Consider the following 15,989-nt stretch of genomic DNA (forward strand, 5'->3'; position numbering starts at 1 on the left):
CCGGCAGGAGGGCAGCAACGGGATAAGCATCGACTACTCACCTGAGGGCCGGCCGCGTGGCGGAGCATGTGAGAGACGGGCGCCCGGCCAAAGGCCCGCTTACCACCCGCCCGGCGAGATACGCAGGTAACCGGACTCTATTTACGGTTGCACTCACCCACTCATCAGGATCGAACATGTCATACCGCCCGTTCGCGCGTGGCAGCTCCCCCGTGGGTGTCCGCACCCTGGAGCTTTCGGACGAGACGCGCGAGAGTCGCCCTCTCACCATCGAGATCTGGTACCCGGCCGACGCCCGCTTCCTCGGCCAGGACCTCGACCCCGCCACTGCCGATCACTTCACTTCCGCGCCCGGCCTGCCCGAGGCCGTGCAGCACGCGGTACGCGACGCCGCCCCCGCCGTCGGCACCTTCCCCCTGCTGCTCACCTCGCACGCCGCGGCGTCCCACCGGCGGGACGGTGCCTTCGCCGCGACCCACCTGGCGAGCCACGGCTACGTCGTCGCCGCACCGGACCACAGCGGTGACACCCAGGCCGACCTGATCGGTGACGCGCTGGCGGCAGACACCGGCGCGCCGCCCCGCCGGCTGCCGGACGAGGAGATCTGCGTCCACCGGCCACTCGACGTGTTGTTCACCCTCGACCATCTGCTGTCCGGCGCCGACGCCGAGCTGGCGGCCCTGATCGATCCCGAGCGGATCGGCATGTACGGGGTCTCCCTGGGCGGCTGGACCACACTCACCACCAACGCCCTCGACAGGCGGCTGAAGGCCTCCCTGGTCGCTGCCCCGAGCTACGGCACCCACGGCCCCTTCCCGCAGACGGCGATGCAGACGTCCCTGCTGCGACTCGACTGGGGGCGGCCCGTACCCACCTTTGTGATCGCCGGCGAGTGCGACTCCCTTGTCGTCCTGTCGGACCTGCGGGAACTCTACGACAGGCTGCAACCGCCCAAGAGGTTCGCCGTGTTGTCCCGCGCCAGCCACTTCCACTGGGCGGAAAACGGCGAAGAGCTGTACGAGCAGGTCCGCCCGATGTGGGAGAGCGGCCTCATCCAGAACGCCGGTGCCGACCTTGCCGCGCTGGCCTCCATCCCGTTCTCCGCACTCTGCCCGAACCGGCACGCCACCGACACCCTCAAAGCCCTGTGCCTGGCACACATGGACACCCACTTGAAGGGCAGCGCCGCGGCCCGTGCCTATCTCGACAAGGACGTGCCCGGGTCGTTCACCGACCGCGGCATCGGTCTGGAGACGGTGTCCACCGGATAGCGAGCGGCGTACCTGGGGGGCGCCGGCCGACGCCACCCCCAGGCGAGGTACAGCACCTTCCGGGGCTACGGCCTCGACGGTCCCGCGGTTGACGGGGCGACACCGCCGAAGTGCCGCGGATGCCGGGCGTGGCACCCATCCGGACGGCACGCGGGCGAGACACGGTCTGCTCCGAACCCGTAACCCAAGACCTGTAGAGCAGCGAAGGAAGTCCCATGCCCAAGACGCAACCCATCGGCCGGATCATCAGGGAACTGGCCGCGCGGGACCCGCAGCGCCCTGCCGTGACCTGCGGCGCCCAGACCATCAGCCGAGAGCAGCTCGAGCGGCGGAGCAACCGGCTCGCCCGCGCCTACGCCCGGCTCGGTGTCGAGCAGGGAGACTTCGTCACCATCGCGCTGCCGAACTCGGTCGAGTTCTACCTCGCCACCGTCGCCATCTGGAAACTCGGCGCCGTCCCGCAGCCGGTCTCCTGGCGGCTGCCGCTCCGCGAGCGGCAGGCGATCGTCGAACTCGCCGGCTCCTCCCTGATCGTCGGCGTCCCGAACCCCGCCGACCACCCCGGCACCACCAGCGTTCCGGCCGGCTTCGAGCCCTCCGCAGATCTGGACGACGGCCCGCTGCCCGACCGGATCTCCCCGTCGTGGAAGGCGCCGACCTCGGGCGGCAGTACTGGGCGGCCCAAGCTCATCGTCGACGGCCACAGCGGTGAGATCGACCTCGACCAAGCCCGCTCCTTGCTGATGGAACCGGACGAGTGCCAGCTGGTCTGCGGCCCGCTCTACCACAACGGGCCGTTCTCCTTCTCCAGCCTGGGACTGTTCATGGGCCACCACCTGGTGGTGCTGCCCCGCTTCGAGACCGCGGCGGCGATCGACGCGATCCGCATCCACCGCGTGGGGTGGATGATGGTGGTGCCCACGATGATGCAGCGCATCTGGCGAGCGGTGCAGGAAGAACCCGAGCGCTTCGATCCCTCCTCCCTGCGAGTGGTGCTGCACACGGCGGCGGCCTGCCCGGAGTGGGTGAAGGAAGCCTGGATCGGTCTGATCGGCCCTGAGCGGCTGTGGGAGATGTACTCCGGCACCGAGTCCCAGGCGGTCGCCGCGCTCAACGGCACCGAATGGCTGCGACACCGCGGCTCGGTGGGCCGTCCGATGGTCGGCGAGATGACCGTCCTGGACGCCGACGGCATGCCGGTCCCGCCGCGGGTGGTCGGTGAGATATTCATGCGCTCCCCCCAGGACCACGCCCGCTACCGGTACGTCGGAGCCGAGGCCCGCTCGCACGGCGACTGGGAGTCCCTGGGCGACCTCGGCTGGATGGACGAGGACGGCTATCTCTACCTCAGCGACCGCCGCACCGACCTGATCGTCTCAGGTGGCGCCAACGTCTACCCCGCCGAGGTCGAGGCGGCCTTGAGCGAGCACCCCGCAGTGCTCTCCAGTGTCGTCGTCGGTCTGCCCGACGACGACCTCGGGCAGCGGGTCCACGCCGTCGTGCAGGCCCCCGTCGGCACCGCTGCGGAGGAACTCCTCGCCCATCTCGAGGAGCGTCTGGCCCGCTACAAGATTCCCCGTTCGATCGAGTTCACCGACCAGCTGCTGCGTGACGACGCCGGCAAGGCCCGCCGCGCCGCCATCCGCGACGCGGCCATCGCGCGTCTGAACACGCGCTGACACCTGCCGTGTGCCGTACCGTCCAGGGCGAGCTCTCCGAGGCCGTCCGGCCGTCGTGCGGTGCCCGGCCGGCCGAGCAGTAGCTGCCTGCCGCTGCCGGCCCGCGACGCGTCGCCGCACCATGGACCGCCGGGCGGGTAGCGGCACAAGACGAGCACGACGACGTCGACGGGTCGGGCCTCCCCCGCGAGGAGACCCGGTCCGGCCATGCTCGCGGCACGGCCCGGCTACACCATCCGTCCCGACCGCCGGCGGGCGCCCGAGGCGCGCGGCCGCCGGTTCCTCCACCGGCGGCCGGAGAAAGGTGAGCAACGATTGCTCGCCATCGCCCCGCGCACCACCCGGACCATGGACGTGGAGACCGTCGGGGGCGCGGCCCGGCAGACGTTCGCCGTCGGCCGAGGCACCTGCAGTCCCACAGCCGAGGGGCATGCTCCGGCAGTCACTTACCACCGCACCCATGCACAAGGAGCGTGAGCATCACATGTCCGAAAAGATCATTGACGCCGGTGACCTGAAGCTGTGGACCGAGGACTTCGGCAACCCCGCCGATCCGGCCGTGTTGCTGATCATGGGAGGGGTCGCACAGGGGATCCAGTGGCCGGAAAGCCTGTGTGAGGGCCTGGCGGCAAGCGGCCGACACGTCATCCGCTACGACCACCGCAATACCGGCAAATCCACCCTGGTGGACTTCGAGAAGGACCCGTACGACTGCCACGATCTCGCCCGTGACGCCCTCGCGATTCTGGACGCCTACGGCGTGGAATCCGCCCACATCGTCGGCATCTCCATGGGCGGGTACATCGGCATGCTGATGGCCCTGGACCACCGGTCTCGGCTGCGCTCGCTGACTCTGCTCTCGACCAGCTCGGCGATGGCCGCCCACCCTTCCGCCCTGCTCGGCGACCCGTTGTACTTCTCCCCCCTCCCGGACCCGCGGTTCCTGGAGCAGAATGCCGCGGGATTGGCCGAGTTGGCGGCCAATCCGCCCACCACCCGCGAAGAGTTCATCGAAGCCAAATTCCGGCTGTTCAGCATCTCCGTCGGGACCACCGAATACGACCTGGAGGAGTTGCGAAGGGTTCTGACCCGGGAATTCGATCGCGCAAACGACCCGTTTCACCCGGATGCCACCGCGCTGGCCATCTCCGCCACGGCTCACGAGGGAGATCTCGCGCCCCGGCTGGGCTCCCTTGATGTACCGACCCTGGTCATTCACGGCGTCGCCGACCCGGTCGTACCCGTCGAGCATGGCGAGGCGCTGGTCGAGAACATCCCCGGAGCCCAAGGGGTGTTCATCGACGGCTTCGGTCACGTCGCAATGAACGCCACGGTGATCGAGCGGTTGCGCGCCGCGATGACCGACTTCACCGGCGGGGTCTGAATCGCCGGGGCCGGTCCGGGACGCCGGGGCCGCCCCTGACGGGCGGACCCGGCGCTCGTCCCTCGCCACCGGTGTTCCTACGGATGCGGCATGCAATTCACGGGCGTTGGATGAGCCCGGAGTGCAAAAGGGCAACCGGTCCTACTTTGTGCCGTGCCACCCGGTGGGGTGGTGTTTCCGCCGCGTGCCCCCCCGATCGGCAAGACCTCGATCGTCGTCGAAGCCGTCAACATGGTCGAGGAGGGCGCGCGTCGCCGGTCTCCGAGGACAGGCCGGAATGCAGGCCCGTCACCCGACCGCCCCGCCCGCCCTCACCGATGAGCTCGACGTGAAGCTGTCGCAGGAGGCACCGGGAGGGGAGACCCAGCGAGCGGTTCCCGCGCCCGGGAAACCCCCGACCGGCGCGGGGACCGCGGTCGGCGAACCCACGGGGCGCCCTGCCGGACACGGGCCCGCCCGGGCGGTGCCGTGCACATCAACCATTCAGCAGCGAGAAGGAGACCACCCATGCGTGACGCAGTCATCGTGGACGCCGTGCGTACCGCCGTCGGCAAGGGCAAACCCGGAGGCGCACTGTCGGGAATCCACCCCGTCGACCTGTCGGCCCACGTCCTCAAGGCACTGGCTGAGCGCACGCACCTCGATCCGGAGCTCGTCGACGACGTCGTGTGGGGCTGTGTGTCCCAGGTGGGCGAGCAGGGCTTCTGTGTCGGCCGTCATGCCGCCCTGGGCGCCGGCTGGCCGGAGAGCGTGCCCGGCGTCACGGTGGACCGTCAGTGCGGCTCCTCCCAGCAGGCGGTCCACTTCGCCGCGGCGGGCGTCATCTCCGGTCAGTACGACGTCGTCGTCGCCGGCGGAGTCGAGTCCATGTCCCGCGTACCCATGGGCGCCGCCCTGAGCGCTTTCGGCCGGCCGATGGGGTCGCTGGTCGAGAAGCGTTACGACAACTTCCCGTTCAACCAGGGCACCGGGGCGGAGATGATCGCCGAGGAGTTCGGGCTCGGCCGAGAAGTGCTGGACCAGCACGCCCTGGACTCGCACGCCCGGGCCGCCCGCGCGCAGGACGAGGGACGGTTCAAGGGTCAGATCACCCCTGTTGCGGTCACCGGCCCCGACGGCACCGCCCACGTCTTCGACACCGACGAGGGCGTGCGCCGCGGCGGCACGCTGGAGGCGCTGAGCGCGCTGAAGACGCCGTTCAAGGAGTGCGGCGTCGTCTCGGCGGGCAACGCCTCGCAGATCAGCGACGGTTCCGCCGCGCTCCTGATCACCACCAGCGAGATCGCTGCCCGCAACGGGTGGACGCCGATTGCCCGGGTGCACACCGCCGTGGTCGCCGGTACCGACCCGGTCACCATGCTGAAGGGCCCCATACCCGCCACCGCGAAGGCGCTGAGGCGCTCGGGTCTGTCGATCGACGACATCGGCGCCTTCGAGATCAACGAGGCGTTCGCCTCGGTGTCGCTGGCCTGGCAGAGGGCGACGGGAGCGGACTATGACCGGCTCAACCCCAATGGCGGAGCCATGGCCCTCGGCCACCCCCTCGGCGGCTCGGGCGCCCGCCTGATGACCACACTGGTCCACCACATGCGGGACAACGGCATCCGTTACGGCCTGCAGTCGATGTGCGAGGGCGGCGGCATGGCCAATGCCACCATTCTGGAACTCGTGTGAGCCCTCGGCCGAGCGCGGGCGGCGCAACCGCCGTGACCGGCTTCCCCATCGCACCGGTCGGTGGGGGTCACCGCTGCCGGAACCGCTGCCGCGGGCATCGCGGCGATGGCTCTCTGCGGAGCTCCGGGCGCTGCCGCGAACTCGAACGGCATCCATGAGGAATCCCGCTGGAGCGAGGCAGTGTTCTGCCGGGGCCTCGCCACGGACGGAACGGTCCAGGTCCAGGTTCAGGCGCGCGCCGTGCGCAACGTTTCGACGCCGGCTTCTTCCACGTACAGGCGTTCGGAGACGGTGGCAGCGGTGACCTCCGGTTCGAGGCGGCGAGCGAGCCGGCCATCTGGTCGGGCGACGCCCTGCGGGGCAGTGCCGGGCTGATCGACCTGAATGCCGAGCCCCTGCCCGGCGAAGCCTCGCTCACCGCGTCCATCTCCGTCGCCGGTGACCTGCGGATCGGGTGGTGCGGGTACAGGAGAACAACCAGCCACGGTCACCAGTACGCAGTACCGGGTCAGAGCGCCCGTGCCGACCGTGACGGGGCTGGAACTCGGCCCGCTGGACTGCTCCGACAGCCGGTCCCGGGCCCCCATGACGGTGAGGCACGCGTGGTGGACATGGCGCGTGATGTGGCGGTGCCGACGGCATCCGGATCCCTCAGATGCTCGACCCCATAGTCACTCAGGTCATCGAGGACCTCGTCAGCGTCCCCGTCACACCGGTTGAGCAGACGACGGGTCCGGTCCGGACTGTCATGCCCGGCCCCCTCCGCCAGCGTCCAGCCGTTCTTCCGCTCCAACGGTGCTAGCAGTCCACGCATATACGCAAGCACCGGCTCCGGCGGCTCTGACCGGGGCAAGGCGGTCCACCCGCCCGGCCGGGTGGACCGTCCCCGTGTGTGCGACTCGGCCAGGCACTGACGGCTCTGTCTGTGGGGGCGCCGGGCCGAGTCAACCGTGCGGGCCGCCGGTCACGTAGATGACCTGGCCCGATACGTATCCCGCGTTCTCGCCGGCGAGGAAGGAGATCACATGGGCGATGTCCTGCGGACAGCCGACGCGCCGGACGGGGATCTCGGATGCCGCCTGCGCGAGGAGGCTGTCGAAGTCGGCGCCCATACGGGCCGCGGCGGCAGCGAGCATCTCGGTGACGACGTAGCCCGGGCCGATGGCGTTCGCCGTCACGCCGAAGGGACCGAGTTCGATGGCCAGGGTCTTGGTGAAGCCCTCCAGGCCGGCTTTGGCGGCGGAGTAGTTGGCCTGCCCGCGGTTGCCTGTGGCGGTCACCGAGGAGAGGTTGATGACGCGGCCCCAGCGCTGCTCCGTCATGTACGCCTGCACCGCCCGGCTCATCAGGAAGGCACCGCGCAGATGGACGTGGTGCACGGTGTCCCAGTCCGCGTCGGTCATCCTGGCGAGCAGGTTGTCACGGATGACTCCCGCGTTGTTGACCAGGACCGTCGGCGGCCCCAGTTCCTCGGCCACCCGGGTGACCGCCGCCTCGACCTGTTCGGCGTCCGAGACATCGGCCTGCACGGCCAGCGCCCGGCCGCCTTCGGAGGTGATGGCTGCCGTGACAGGTGCGCAGGCGGTGCTGTCCAGGTCGAGCACCGCCACCGCCAGACCATCGGCGGCAAGGCGTTGCGCGACAGCGGCACCGATGCCGCGGGCGGCGCCGGTCACAACGGCGACGCGGGTGAGTGGACCCGGCATGATGGGGCTCCTGGAGTCTGCCCGGGCCGCACCCGGGACGGAGAGGACCGGCCGGACGCGGGAGGACCCGGCCGGCCACTGCCTGGCAGGAAGGTGTCCCTCCATTACAGGGCCTGGGAGCCCGCACGGGATCCGTACGAACACTGGAGCGAGCACCCGTGCACGTCGGGGCGGGGGGACCGCTGGGTGGCCGTGACCCGTCCGTGGCCGAGCGGAGGGCCGTCGTACCGGGGCGGAACCGGTGTCACTCGGGCTTGGCCAGGTGAGGGGCGAGTTCGCTGCGGTGGCGGATCCCGAGTTTCCGGTAGACGGCGGAGAGATGGACCTCCACGGTCTTGGCGGTCACGTACAGCCGCTGGGCGATCTGACGGTTCGTGAGGCCGTCGGCGGCGAGCCGGGCCACGCGCGATTCGCTCGGCGTGAGGGCTTCCAGGCCGGTCTGCCGGGGCGCGCGGGGGCGGGCGCCGGCCGCACGCAGCTCCGTGCGGGCGTGTTCGACCAGGAGCGCGGCCCCGCACATGTCGGCGAGGTCCATCCCGGCGGTGAGGTCCTCGCGAGCGCTGGAACGCTGGTTGGCACGGCGCAGGGCGGCACCCCGGGCGATCAGTGCCTTGGCGTGGTCGAGGCGCGCCGAGGTGTGGCGCAGTGTCTCGATCGCACCCTCGAGGATCGGGATCGCCCCGGCCCCCGGGGTGAGCAGACCGACGGTGCACTGGGCCCGCCCCACCGTGTGCGGGGCGCCCCAGCGCATCGCCGCTGCCAGTTCCTCCTGCGCGAGGGAGAGGCCCTCCTCGCCCCGGTCCAGGGCGTGCAGACAAGCGGCGGCGACCGACCGCCAGCCCAGGACTGCGGGATTGTCCCCACCGCTGGCACCGAAGTCCCGGCCCGCGTCGAGGGCGGCTCGCAGCGCCTGCTCCTCCTGCCCTGTCGCGTGCAGGACCATGGCATGGGCCAGCAGGAGGAACCCGTACACCTCCCGGTCCTTGTGCGAGGGTCCCGGCAGGGCCTGCGCGAGTACGGCCTCCGCCTCGGGGAGCAGCCCCTGTTCGAGGAGCGTCTGCGCGAGCCAGGCGATCACGGCGTACTGCTGGAAGGGCGTATGGGCCGCTGTGGCGAGCCGGAGGGCCTCCCTCAGTTCGCCGGCGGCCTCCGACAGATCGCCGCGCTGGAGCCAGGCAAGGCCCCGGAATCCCTGGAGTGCCGACAGCGACAGCAACGACCCGGTCCGACGCGCTTTGTCGATCAGCAGGTCGCATGCGCTGATGCCCTCGTCGGGGTCGTACACGACCAGAGGGAAGGAAGCGTTCATGAAGAGGAAGGCCCCGTCGGCAGCGGCCTGGTGGACGCGGGGGTCGGCGATCACGCGGCGGGCTCTCCCGGCGGCCTCCGGCCGGCCCGCGTAGGCGTCACAGATCGCGATCATGCTGTCGAGGCCGACCGATCCGAGAGTCGTCGAGGGGGGCAGTTCCCGGAGCACGGGAAGCCGGTCGAGCAAGTGGTGGCGTCCCGGTACGACCAGGGGCACGGCCAGCAGCATGGCTTCGAGGGTCCGGCGCAGGTCGTCCTCGTCCTCGGGCAGCCGCTCGAGGGCTTCGTTCACCCCTGCGATGGTGTGATCGGGGTCCTGGAAACCGAGCAGGTGGATGAGCTCCCTGAGGGTGGCGAGGCGTGCCTGGGTCGTCGGGTCCTCCGCGAGGACTGCCGCGGTGTCCAGGTAGTCCTTCGCGGCCGGCAGGTCGGTGAGGAAGGCCGCAGTGGCGGCTTCCATGAGGACAGTGACGTGCTGCTCGGGCGGCGGGGGTTCGGTGGTGGCGCGGTGGAGGTAGGTGTGGGCCGCCTGGGGGGCGCCCGTGCTCATGGCGAGGGTGGCGGCCCGCCGGAGTATGGCGACGGTCTGGGGGTTGTTGGCGGGTGGCGTGTGGAGCAGATGTTCGGCCGCCTGTTCGGGGCGGGCGCCGGCGGCGGTGAGGAGGTCGGCGGCTCGGGCGTGCAGGGCTGCGCGTTCGGTGGGGTGGGTGGTGCGGTAGATGGTGGCGCGGATGAGGGGGTGGAGGAAATCGAGGTGGGCCTGGCCGCCGGGGTGCGGAGGGGACGGCTGCAGGAGGTGGGCGCTGTGCAGGTGGGTGAGGTGTCCGGCGAGCCGGGCCGGTTCGATGTCGGCCAGTCGGGCGGCGTGCGCGGGATGAGCATGGGGGCCGAGGACGGCGATGGCCCGGGCGAGGCGGACGGTGTCGGGGTGGAGCCGGGCGAGTTCGAGCGCGATGCGGCGGGCGAGGGCGCGGGACCCGATGTGTTCGACGTGGGGGATGGTGTCGGCGGTGGGCGGGAACGCGTCGCGGGTGAGGGCGCGGGTGAGTTCGGCGAGCAGGAGGGGGTTGCCACCGGTCGCCCGGTGGCAGGCGCGGGTGAACTCGGGGTCGGGCCGCCGGTCGAACCACTGCGCGAGTGCGTCGCCGGTGGCGCGCTCGGTGAGGGGGGCCGGGGTGAGGGTGCGGCATTCCTGGTCGGAGAGGATGAGGTCGAGCAACTGGCCCGAGGCGTCGGGTTCGTCGGGGCGGAGGGCGCCGACGACGAGCAGGGGCAGGTCACCGAGGCGGGGCAGCAGGTAGGCGAGGAACCGCAGGGAGGGTTCGTCGGCCCAGTGCAGATCGTCGATGATCATTGCCAGGGGCGTGTCCTGGCAGATGTTGGACGTGAGCCAGAACAACCCGTGCAGCATGGCGAACTCGCCGCCCGACGAGGTGTCGCTCAGCATTCCTCTCGCCGTGCCGGCCGCGCCGGACAGCCAGCGGTCGCGTTCCTCGGGGGTGGCCGCGTGGAGCAGGGGTTCGAACAGCTGTCGCACCAGGCCCAGGGAATACTCCCGCTCCAGTTCGGTGCCACGGGCGGACAGCACGCGGACACCTGCCTCACGGGCCAGGGCGTCCGTCTCCTTCAGCAGCCGGGTCTTCCCCATGCCCGCCGGCGCCGCGATCACCATAAAGGCGTGGCTGCCCGCCAGTACGTCACCGACGCCCGTACGCAGCCACCCCAGTTCCGCGTCGCGGCCCAGGAGGGCACCTTCCATGACACCCATTATGATCACGGCCCGGCGCGAGAGGGTCGGCTATGTGCTCGGTGACCCGTGACACCGGTGAGGGCGGGCCGGCTGGAGCTACGCCGGGAGAACCGTCCGGCCGCACCTGGCCAGGCGCTAGAGGACGAAACCGAGGGACCCGGGGCTCGTGAGGTGGCACCGGTTGCCGAGGATCCCCCGGGGCCCCGGAGTGCCGCGGGTCCCCCGGGCGCCGGAGTGCCGAGCGACCCTGGACTGCGCCGGGCACGCACGTTCCCCAGCGCGGCAGCGTCCGCAGCCCGCCGGAACCGCCCTCTGCCCGCTGCGCCTCTGCGGTGGCCGGCCGCGTACGCAGTGCCACGGCCTGTCGTCGTGGCGGGGGACAGCACCTCCCGTGCGCCGCGCCGCCCTTCGGCCGTTCGTCGCCGACGACGTTTGCCGTCGCCGGTCGGTCGTATCACGATGACTGTATGGACGGCGCGCTTCTCGATCGTGAAGCGGAAGTGGACCGGCTGCGTGCTGGCGCGGCCACTGCCGGGACGCAGGGCACTGTCGTCGTTCTCCTCGGCAGGGCCGGAACGGGAAAGACCCGCCTGCTCAGAGAAGCCGCATCCCTCGGCTCCGCCGAGAGCATGCGGATTCTGACCGCACGAGCCTCCGAACTGGAGCGCGAGTACGCCCTGGGCGTCGCACGGCAGCTGTTCGAACCCCTGCTCTTCTCCGCCTCACCGCAGGAGAAGGACCGCTGGACGGCGGGGGCCGCACGTACCGCCGCATCGGTCCTGAGCCATCAGCCGGCGGGCGGTGCCCAGCCGGGCGAGTTCGCCGCGTTCCATTCGCTGTTCTGGCTGGTGTCGAACATCTGCCAGGACACGCCCCTGGCAATGGTCATCGACGACCTCCAGTGGGCGGACGAGCCCTCGCTGCGCTTCCTCAACTTCCTCCTTCCCCGCCTCGCCGACCTGCGGCTGCTCATCACCGCGGGGCTGCGCCCCGACGAACCCGGCTCGGCCTCCCACCTGATCGACCTCCTGCTGGCGGACCCGGAGGTGCACACCGTGCCGCTGGGCCCACTGAGCGCGGCGGCCACGGACGAACTGCTGAAGGGCTGGTTCGAGAGCCCACCGGACCCCGACTTCTCCCGGGCGTGCCACACGGCCACCGGAGGCAATCCGCTGCTGCTGACCGAGCTGGGCAGGACCATGACGGGCAACAGCGTCGCGCCGACCGCCCTCGCCGTCCCGCAGGTGGAGCTGCTGGGTTCCCGGGTGCTGGCCCGCAGGGTGGGCGTGGAGCTGGGCCGGCTGCCCGCCGAGTCCATCCGCCTCGCCGAGGCGATAGCCGTACTGGGGCACACTGCCGGCCTGTCCCAGGCGGCAAACCTGGCGGACGTCCGGGTGGCGGACGCTCCCTGGAGCGTGGCGGCACTCCAGGCCGCGCATGTGCTCCGGACCCCCGAACCCGGCTCGTCCCCGCTGTTCGAGGACCTGGATTTCGAGCACCCGCTGATCCGCAGCACCCTGTACCAGAGCATTCCCCCCGACCGCCGTTCGTCGATGCACGCCCGGGCGGCCCGTCTGCTGCGCAGCGCGGGCGCCCGGGGCGAGCAGGTGGCCGCTCACCTGCTGTACGTCCTGCCCGCGGGTGACCCCGCGGTCGTTGCGGTGCTGCGCGGCGCGGCCGCCCAGGCTTCCGCCGAGGGAGCCTCTGAAGCAGCCTTTCGCTATCTGCGCCGCGCCGTGGAGGAACCACCGGCCGAGAGCGACAGGCTGGGAGTGCTCATGGAGGCCGGGACGGCAGCGTTCCTGGTCGACCTGCCCGCTGCCACACACTATCTGGACGCCGCCGATGAGCTGATGGACGACGTGGTGGCACGGGCGCGTCTGGCGGGGATCCGGCAGCTGGCCCATCTCATGGTGCTGAAGGACCCGGAGCGCGCGGTACGGGGGCTGACCGGGGCGATAGACGCGCTCCCCGCCGGTGAGGACGATTTGCGCCGCGCCTTGGAGGCGACGCTGCTCGCCGCTCCCCTGCTGCAGCCGGGCTGGCACAGCGTGCTCGACCGTCTGGCCGGTCTCCGTGCGCTGGCACCGGCCGGCACCGTCGAGGGCAGCATGCTCGACTCCATGATCGCCAACTGCGACGCCTTCGCCGGCCGGTCCGACTCGCTGGAACGTGCCCGGCGTGTGGTCGCCGATCCCGCCGCGCGGCAGGCCGCGGCGGGTGCCGCGGTCCTCGTGATGAACGCCTGCTTCCCCCTCCTGGCCGCGGATCCGGACGAGGGCATCACAGCGTCCGACGCCCTGATCGGGGACGCCCGCGAGACCGGCTCACTGGTGACGCTGTGCGCACTCTACGGATACCGGGGCTGGGGCTGGCTGCTGCGGGGCGACCTCGCAGACGCGGACAGCGACCTGCGGGAAGCCGTCCGTCTCGCCTCCACGGCCAAGGTGATGATGACCCACGACTATCTGCTGGCCTGGCTGGCGGAGGCGCTCGTCGAGCACGGCAGGACGGACGAGGCGATGGCCGTGCTGGGGCAGGCGGGGAACACCGACGGCCGCGCCGGGCCGAGGTACTTCACCCTCTACGCTCTGGCCCTCGTGCTCCAGGCACAGGGCCACCACGAGCGTGCGCTGGAGACGGCTCTCGCCGCGGGCAGCCGGTTCGCCGACCATGGCGGCGTCAATCCGGCCTTCATCCCGTGGCGGTCCCTCGCCGCGGAGTGCCTGCGGGCGCTCGGCCGCCACCAGGAGGCGGCCGACCGCGCCGAGGAGGAGGTGGCGCTGGCCCGCGGCTGGGGCGGATCCCGCTGCGTCGGCCGGGCCCTGCGTGTCCTGGGGTCCGCCACCAGCGGCCCGGCAGCCGTCACCGCGCTGGAGGAGGCGGTCGCCCTCCTCAGCGCCTCGTCCGCCCGCCTGGAGCACGCCAAGGCACGCGTCGCGCTCGGTGCGCGTCTGGCCGGCCTCGACGCCGCGCGCGCCCGTGGTGAGCTCAACGCAGGCCTGGAACTGGCCTTCGCCTGCGGCAGTGGTCCGCTCGTCGAGAAGGCGCGCACCGAGTTGCGCGCCACCGGCGCCCGCCCTCGCCGGACCCACCCGACGGGCCCGCAGGCGCTCACCCCGAGTGAACGGCGGGTGGCGGCGCTGGCCGCCGAGGGCCTCAGCAACCGACAGATCGCCCAGGAACTCTTCGTCACGGCGAAGACGGTGGAGGTGCACCTTTCCGCCTGCTACAAGAAGCTCGGGATCGCCCGCCGTTCCGAGCTGCATGTGTCCGCGCTGTGATGATCGAGGACTACGGCCTCATCGGGGACACCCAGTCGGCCGCCCTGGTCGGCCGCGACGGCTGTATCGAGTGGCTGTGTCTGCCCCGCTTCGACTCGCCGGCCCTGCTGGCCGGTCTCCTAGGCACGGAAGCGAACGGCTTCTGGCGACTCGGGCCGGTCGCCGCCGATGCCGGCGGGCTCATACAGGTGAGACGCCGTTACCTGCCGGACTCCTTGATCCTCGAAACCCTCTGGGAGACACCGGACGGATGCGTCCGGGTGCTGGACTTCATGCCTCCGCGAGGACATAGGCCTCAGGTGGTCCGTGCCGTACAAGGCGTCAGAGGGAGGGTTCGGGTCGCATCGGTGCTCAGTGTCCGCTTCTCCTACGGCCGGGTCGTGCCGTGGATCCGCAGGTCCGGGGACCGTGTGGTCGCGGTGGCGGGACCGGACTCGGTCTGGCTGGACGCCGACACGGCCTCGGGCATGAACGGGGACGCGGCGCCGAGGCGCGTCGAGGGCGCCACGGTCCATGACGAGGTGACCCCCGCCCCCGGCCAGTGGGTGTACTTCACCCTCACCTGGCAGCCCTCCCACCAGCCCGCTCCCCCGGTTCCCGTACCGGCGGACTCCCTCGCGGCGACACTGTCCTTCTGGGGGGAGTGGACGGGTGCGTGCCTGTACCGGGGCCCTTACCGGGAGGCAGTCGTACGCTCGCTGATCACCCTCAAGGCGCTGACGTACCGCCCGACGGGAGGGATCGTGGCGGCGCCGACGACATCGCTGCCGGAGGACGTGGGGGGCGAACGCAACTGGGACTACCGGTTCACCTGGCTGCGTGACGCCGCCCTCACCCTCTCCGTCCTGCTGTCCACGGGCTACCGGCAGGAGGCTCTCGCGTGGCGTGAATGGCTGCTGCGTGCCGTGGCCGGAGACCCGGAGAACCTGCAGATCATGTACGGCATCGCCGGGGAGCGGCAATTGAGCGAGACGACACTGGACTGGCTCGCCGGCTACGAGCGGTCCAGGCCCGTACGGGTCGGCAACGGCGCCGCCCAGCAGCTGCAACTCGACGTCTACGGCGAGGTCACCGACGCGCTGTTCCTCGCGTACGTCACCGGCCTGGCGCGTGATGAGCATGCCAGCGCGCTCCAGGCCCAGCTGATCACCTGTCTGGAAGCGCGCTGGCGGGAACCGGACGAGGGGATCTGGGAGGTGCGCGGCCCTCGCCGGCATTTCGTGCACTCCAAGGTGATGGCCTGGGTGGCCGTGGACCGAGCGGTGAAGCTGTTGCGGCAGGCCGCGGTGGACGGGCCCCTCGACCGCTGGCGGGCGCTGCGCGACGAGATCCACCGCGACGTGTGCACCAGGGGCTACGACCCCGTCCGCAACACCTTCGTCCAGTCCTACGGATCGGTCGACCTCGACGCAGCCCTGCTCCTCGTGCCGCAGGTGGGCTTCCTCCCGCCCACGGACGAGCGCGTGGTGGGCACCATCGAAGCGGTACAGCGCCACTTGACGGTGGACGGGCTGGTGCTGAGGTACCTCACCTCCGGTCGGGACGCGAGCGAGCTGGACGCGCTGACCGGCGACGAGGGCGTGTTCCTGGCCTGCTCCTTCTGGCTGGCCGACGACCTGGCCATGATCGGACGGGTCGAGGAGGCACGGGAACTCTTCGAGCGCATCCTGGCGCTGCGCAACGACCTCGGGCTGCTCGCCGAGGAGTGGGACCCGCGGCTCTGCCGCCAGGTGGGCAACTTCCCCCAGGCGTTCAGCCATGTGCCGCTCGTCGGCACGGCACTGCGGCTGACCGCCGGCGGCGGAGCCTGGCCCGCACCAGGCTCTCCCCCGGTGTGACCCCGCCAATGTCTGGGGGTGCGGCTCAGGGGCGGCACCAATGCCGGACGCCGCGCGCCGGACTACAACGGATGCGTGCATCCCCGGGTGACCGG

Annotated in this window: 9 protein-coding genes and 3 pseudogenes; 8 read left to right on the top strand and 4 right to left on the bottom strand. The window is 71.3% G+C overall.

The annotated features are described in order from the left end of the window. Nucleotides 1–176: 176 nt before the first annotated feature. The 5 genes from ACFY5C_RS10245 (at nt 177) to ACFY5C_RS10265 (ending at nt 6,008) form a co-directional block, all read left to right on the top strand. Nucleotides 177–1,271, top strand: coding sequence for an alpha/beta hydrolase family protein (locus ACFY5C_RS10245; RefSeq protein WP_389442800.1), 1,095 nt, complete (start codon nt 177–179; stop codon nt 1,269–1,271). 215 nt (nt 1,272–1,486) lie between these two features. After that, nucleotides 1,487–2,950, top strand: a complete 1,464-nt coding sequence (locus ACFY5C_RS10250; RefSeq protein WP_389442802.1) for an AMP-binding protein — start codon at nt 1,487–1,489, stop codon at nt 2,948–2,950. A 207-nt stretch (nt 2,951–3,157) separates the two neighbouring features. Further along, on the top strand, nt 3,158–3,427 hold the full coding sequence (locus ACFY5C_RS10255; protein WP_389442803.1) for a hypothetical protein: 270 nt from the start codon (nt 3,158–3,160) through the stop codon (nt 3,425–3,427). Between the two features lie 7 nt (nt 3,428–3,434). Further along, nucleotides 3,435–4,334 (top strand): alpha/beta fold hydrolase, encoded by a 900-nt coding sequence (locus ACFY5C_RS10260; RefSeq protein ID WP_389442805.1) that lies wholly within the window; start codon nt 3,435–3,437, stop codon nt 4,332–4,334. A gap of 507 nt (nt 4,335–4,841) precedes the next feature. Beyond that, the gene (locus tag ACFY5C_RS10265; protein ID WP_389442806.1) at nt 4,842–6,008 is read left to right on the top strand and encodes a thiolase family protein; all 1,167 of its coding nucleotides are present in this window, start codon (nt 4,842–4,844) and stop codon (nt 6,006–6,008) included. A 227-nt stretch (nt 6,009–6,235) separates the two neighbouring features. Here the strand turns inward: ACFY5C_RS10265 and ACFY5C_RS10270 are convergent, their stop codons facing one another. The 4 genes and pseudogenes from ACFY5C_RS10270 to ACFY5C_RS10285 form a co-directional block, all read right to left on the bottom strand. Then, entirely contained in the window at nt 6,236–6,499 is a 264-nt protein-coding gene (locus ACFY5C_RS10270; protein WP_389442808.1) for a hypothetical protein, read from the bottom strand. A 143-nt stretch (nt 6,500–6,642) separates the two neighbouring features. After that, nucleotides 6,643–6,840, bottom strand: a pseudogene (locus tag ACFY5C_RS10275) (IS701 family transposase); the annotation flags it as partial. A 112-nt stretch (nt 6,841–6,952) separates the two neighbouring features. Then, on the bottom strand, nt 6,953–7,714 hold the full coding sequence (fabG, locus tag ACFY5C_RS10280; RefSeq protein ID WP_389442810.1) for a 3-oxoacyl-ACP reductase FabG: 762 nt from the start codon (nt 7,712–7,714) through the stop codon (nt 6,953–6,955). A gap of 244 nt (nt 7,715–7,958) precedes the next feature. Next, on the bottom strand, nt 7,959–10,781 hold the full coding sequence (locus tag ACFY5C_RS10285) for an ATP-binding protein (RefSeq protein ID WP_389442812.1): 2,823 nt from the start codon (nt 10,779–10,781) through the stop codon (nt 7,959–7,961). Nucleotides 10,782–11,239: 458 nt separating this feature from the next. Between ACFY5C_RS10285 and ACFY5C_RS10290 the strand changes: the two genes are divergently transcribed. From ACFY5C_RS10290 to ACFY5C_RS10300, 3 genes and pseudogenes are all read left to right on the top strand, one after another. Beyond that, entirely contained in the window at nt 11,240–14,056 is a 2,817-nt protein-coding gene (locus tag ACFY5C_RS10290; RefSeq protein ID WP_389442814.1) for an ATP-binding protein, read from the top strand. Beyond that, nucleotides 14,056–14,506 (top strand): annotated as a pseudogene (locus ACFY5C_RS10295) (trehalase-like domain-containing protein); the annotation flags it as partial. The gene ACFY5C_RS10290 and the pseudogene ACFY5C_RS10295, both read left to right, overlap by 1 nt. A gap of 95 nt (nt 14,507–14,601) precedes the next feature. Continuing rightward, a pseudogene (locus tag ACFY5C_RS10300) lies at nt 14,602–15,894 on the top strand (glycoside hydrolase family 15 protein); the annotation flags it as partial. Nucleotides 15,895–15,989 lie beyond the last annotated feature (95 nt).

The organism is Streptomyces sp. NPDC012935, from assembly GCF_042900345.1.
Classification (GTDB): Bacteria; Actinomycetota; Actinomycetes; order Streptomycetales; family Streptomycetaceae; genus Streptomyces.

What these genes read in the sequence shown, in the direction of transcription:
- ACFY5C_RS10245 (WP_389442800.1), top strand. Translation starts at nt 177, where the DNA reads ATGTCATACCGCCCGTTCGCGCGTGGCAGCTCCCCCGTGGGTGTCCGC.
- ACFY5C_RS10250 (WP_389442802.1), top strand. Translation starts at nt 1,487, where the DNA reads ATGCCCAAGACGCAACCCATCGGCCGGATCATCAGGGAACTGGCCGCG.
- ACFY5C_RS10255 (WP_389442803.1), top strand. Translation starts at nt 3,158, where the DNA reads ATGCTCGCGGCACGGCCCGGCTACACCATCCGTCCCGACCGCCGGCGG.
- ACFY5C_RS10260 (WP_389442805.1), top strand. Translation starts at nt 3,435, where the DNA reads ATGTCCGAAAAGATCATTGACGCCGGTGACCTGAAGCTGTGGACCGAG.
- ACFY5C_RS10265 (WP_389442806.1), top strand. Translation starts at nt 4,842, where the DNA reads ATGCGTGACGCAGTCATCGTGGACGCCGTGCGTACCGCCGTCGGCAAG.
- fabG (WP_389442810.1), bottom strand. Translation starts at nt 7,714, where the DNA reads ATGCCGGGTCCACTCACCCGCGTCGCCGTTGTGACCGGCGCCGCCCGC.
- ACFY5C_RS10285 (WP_389442812.1), bottom strand. Translation starts at nt 10,781, where the DNA reads ATGGAAGGTGCCCTCCTGGGCCGCGACGCGGAACTGGGGTGGCTGCGT.
- ACFY5C_RS10290 (WP_389442814.1), top strand. Translation starts at nt 11,240, where the DNA reads ATGGACGGCGCGCTTCTCGATCGTGAAGCGGAAGTGGACCGGCTGCGT.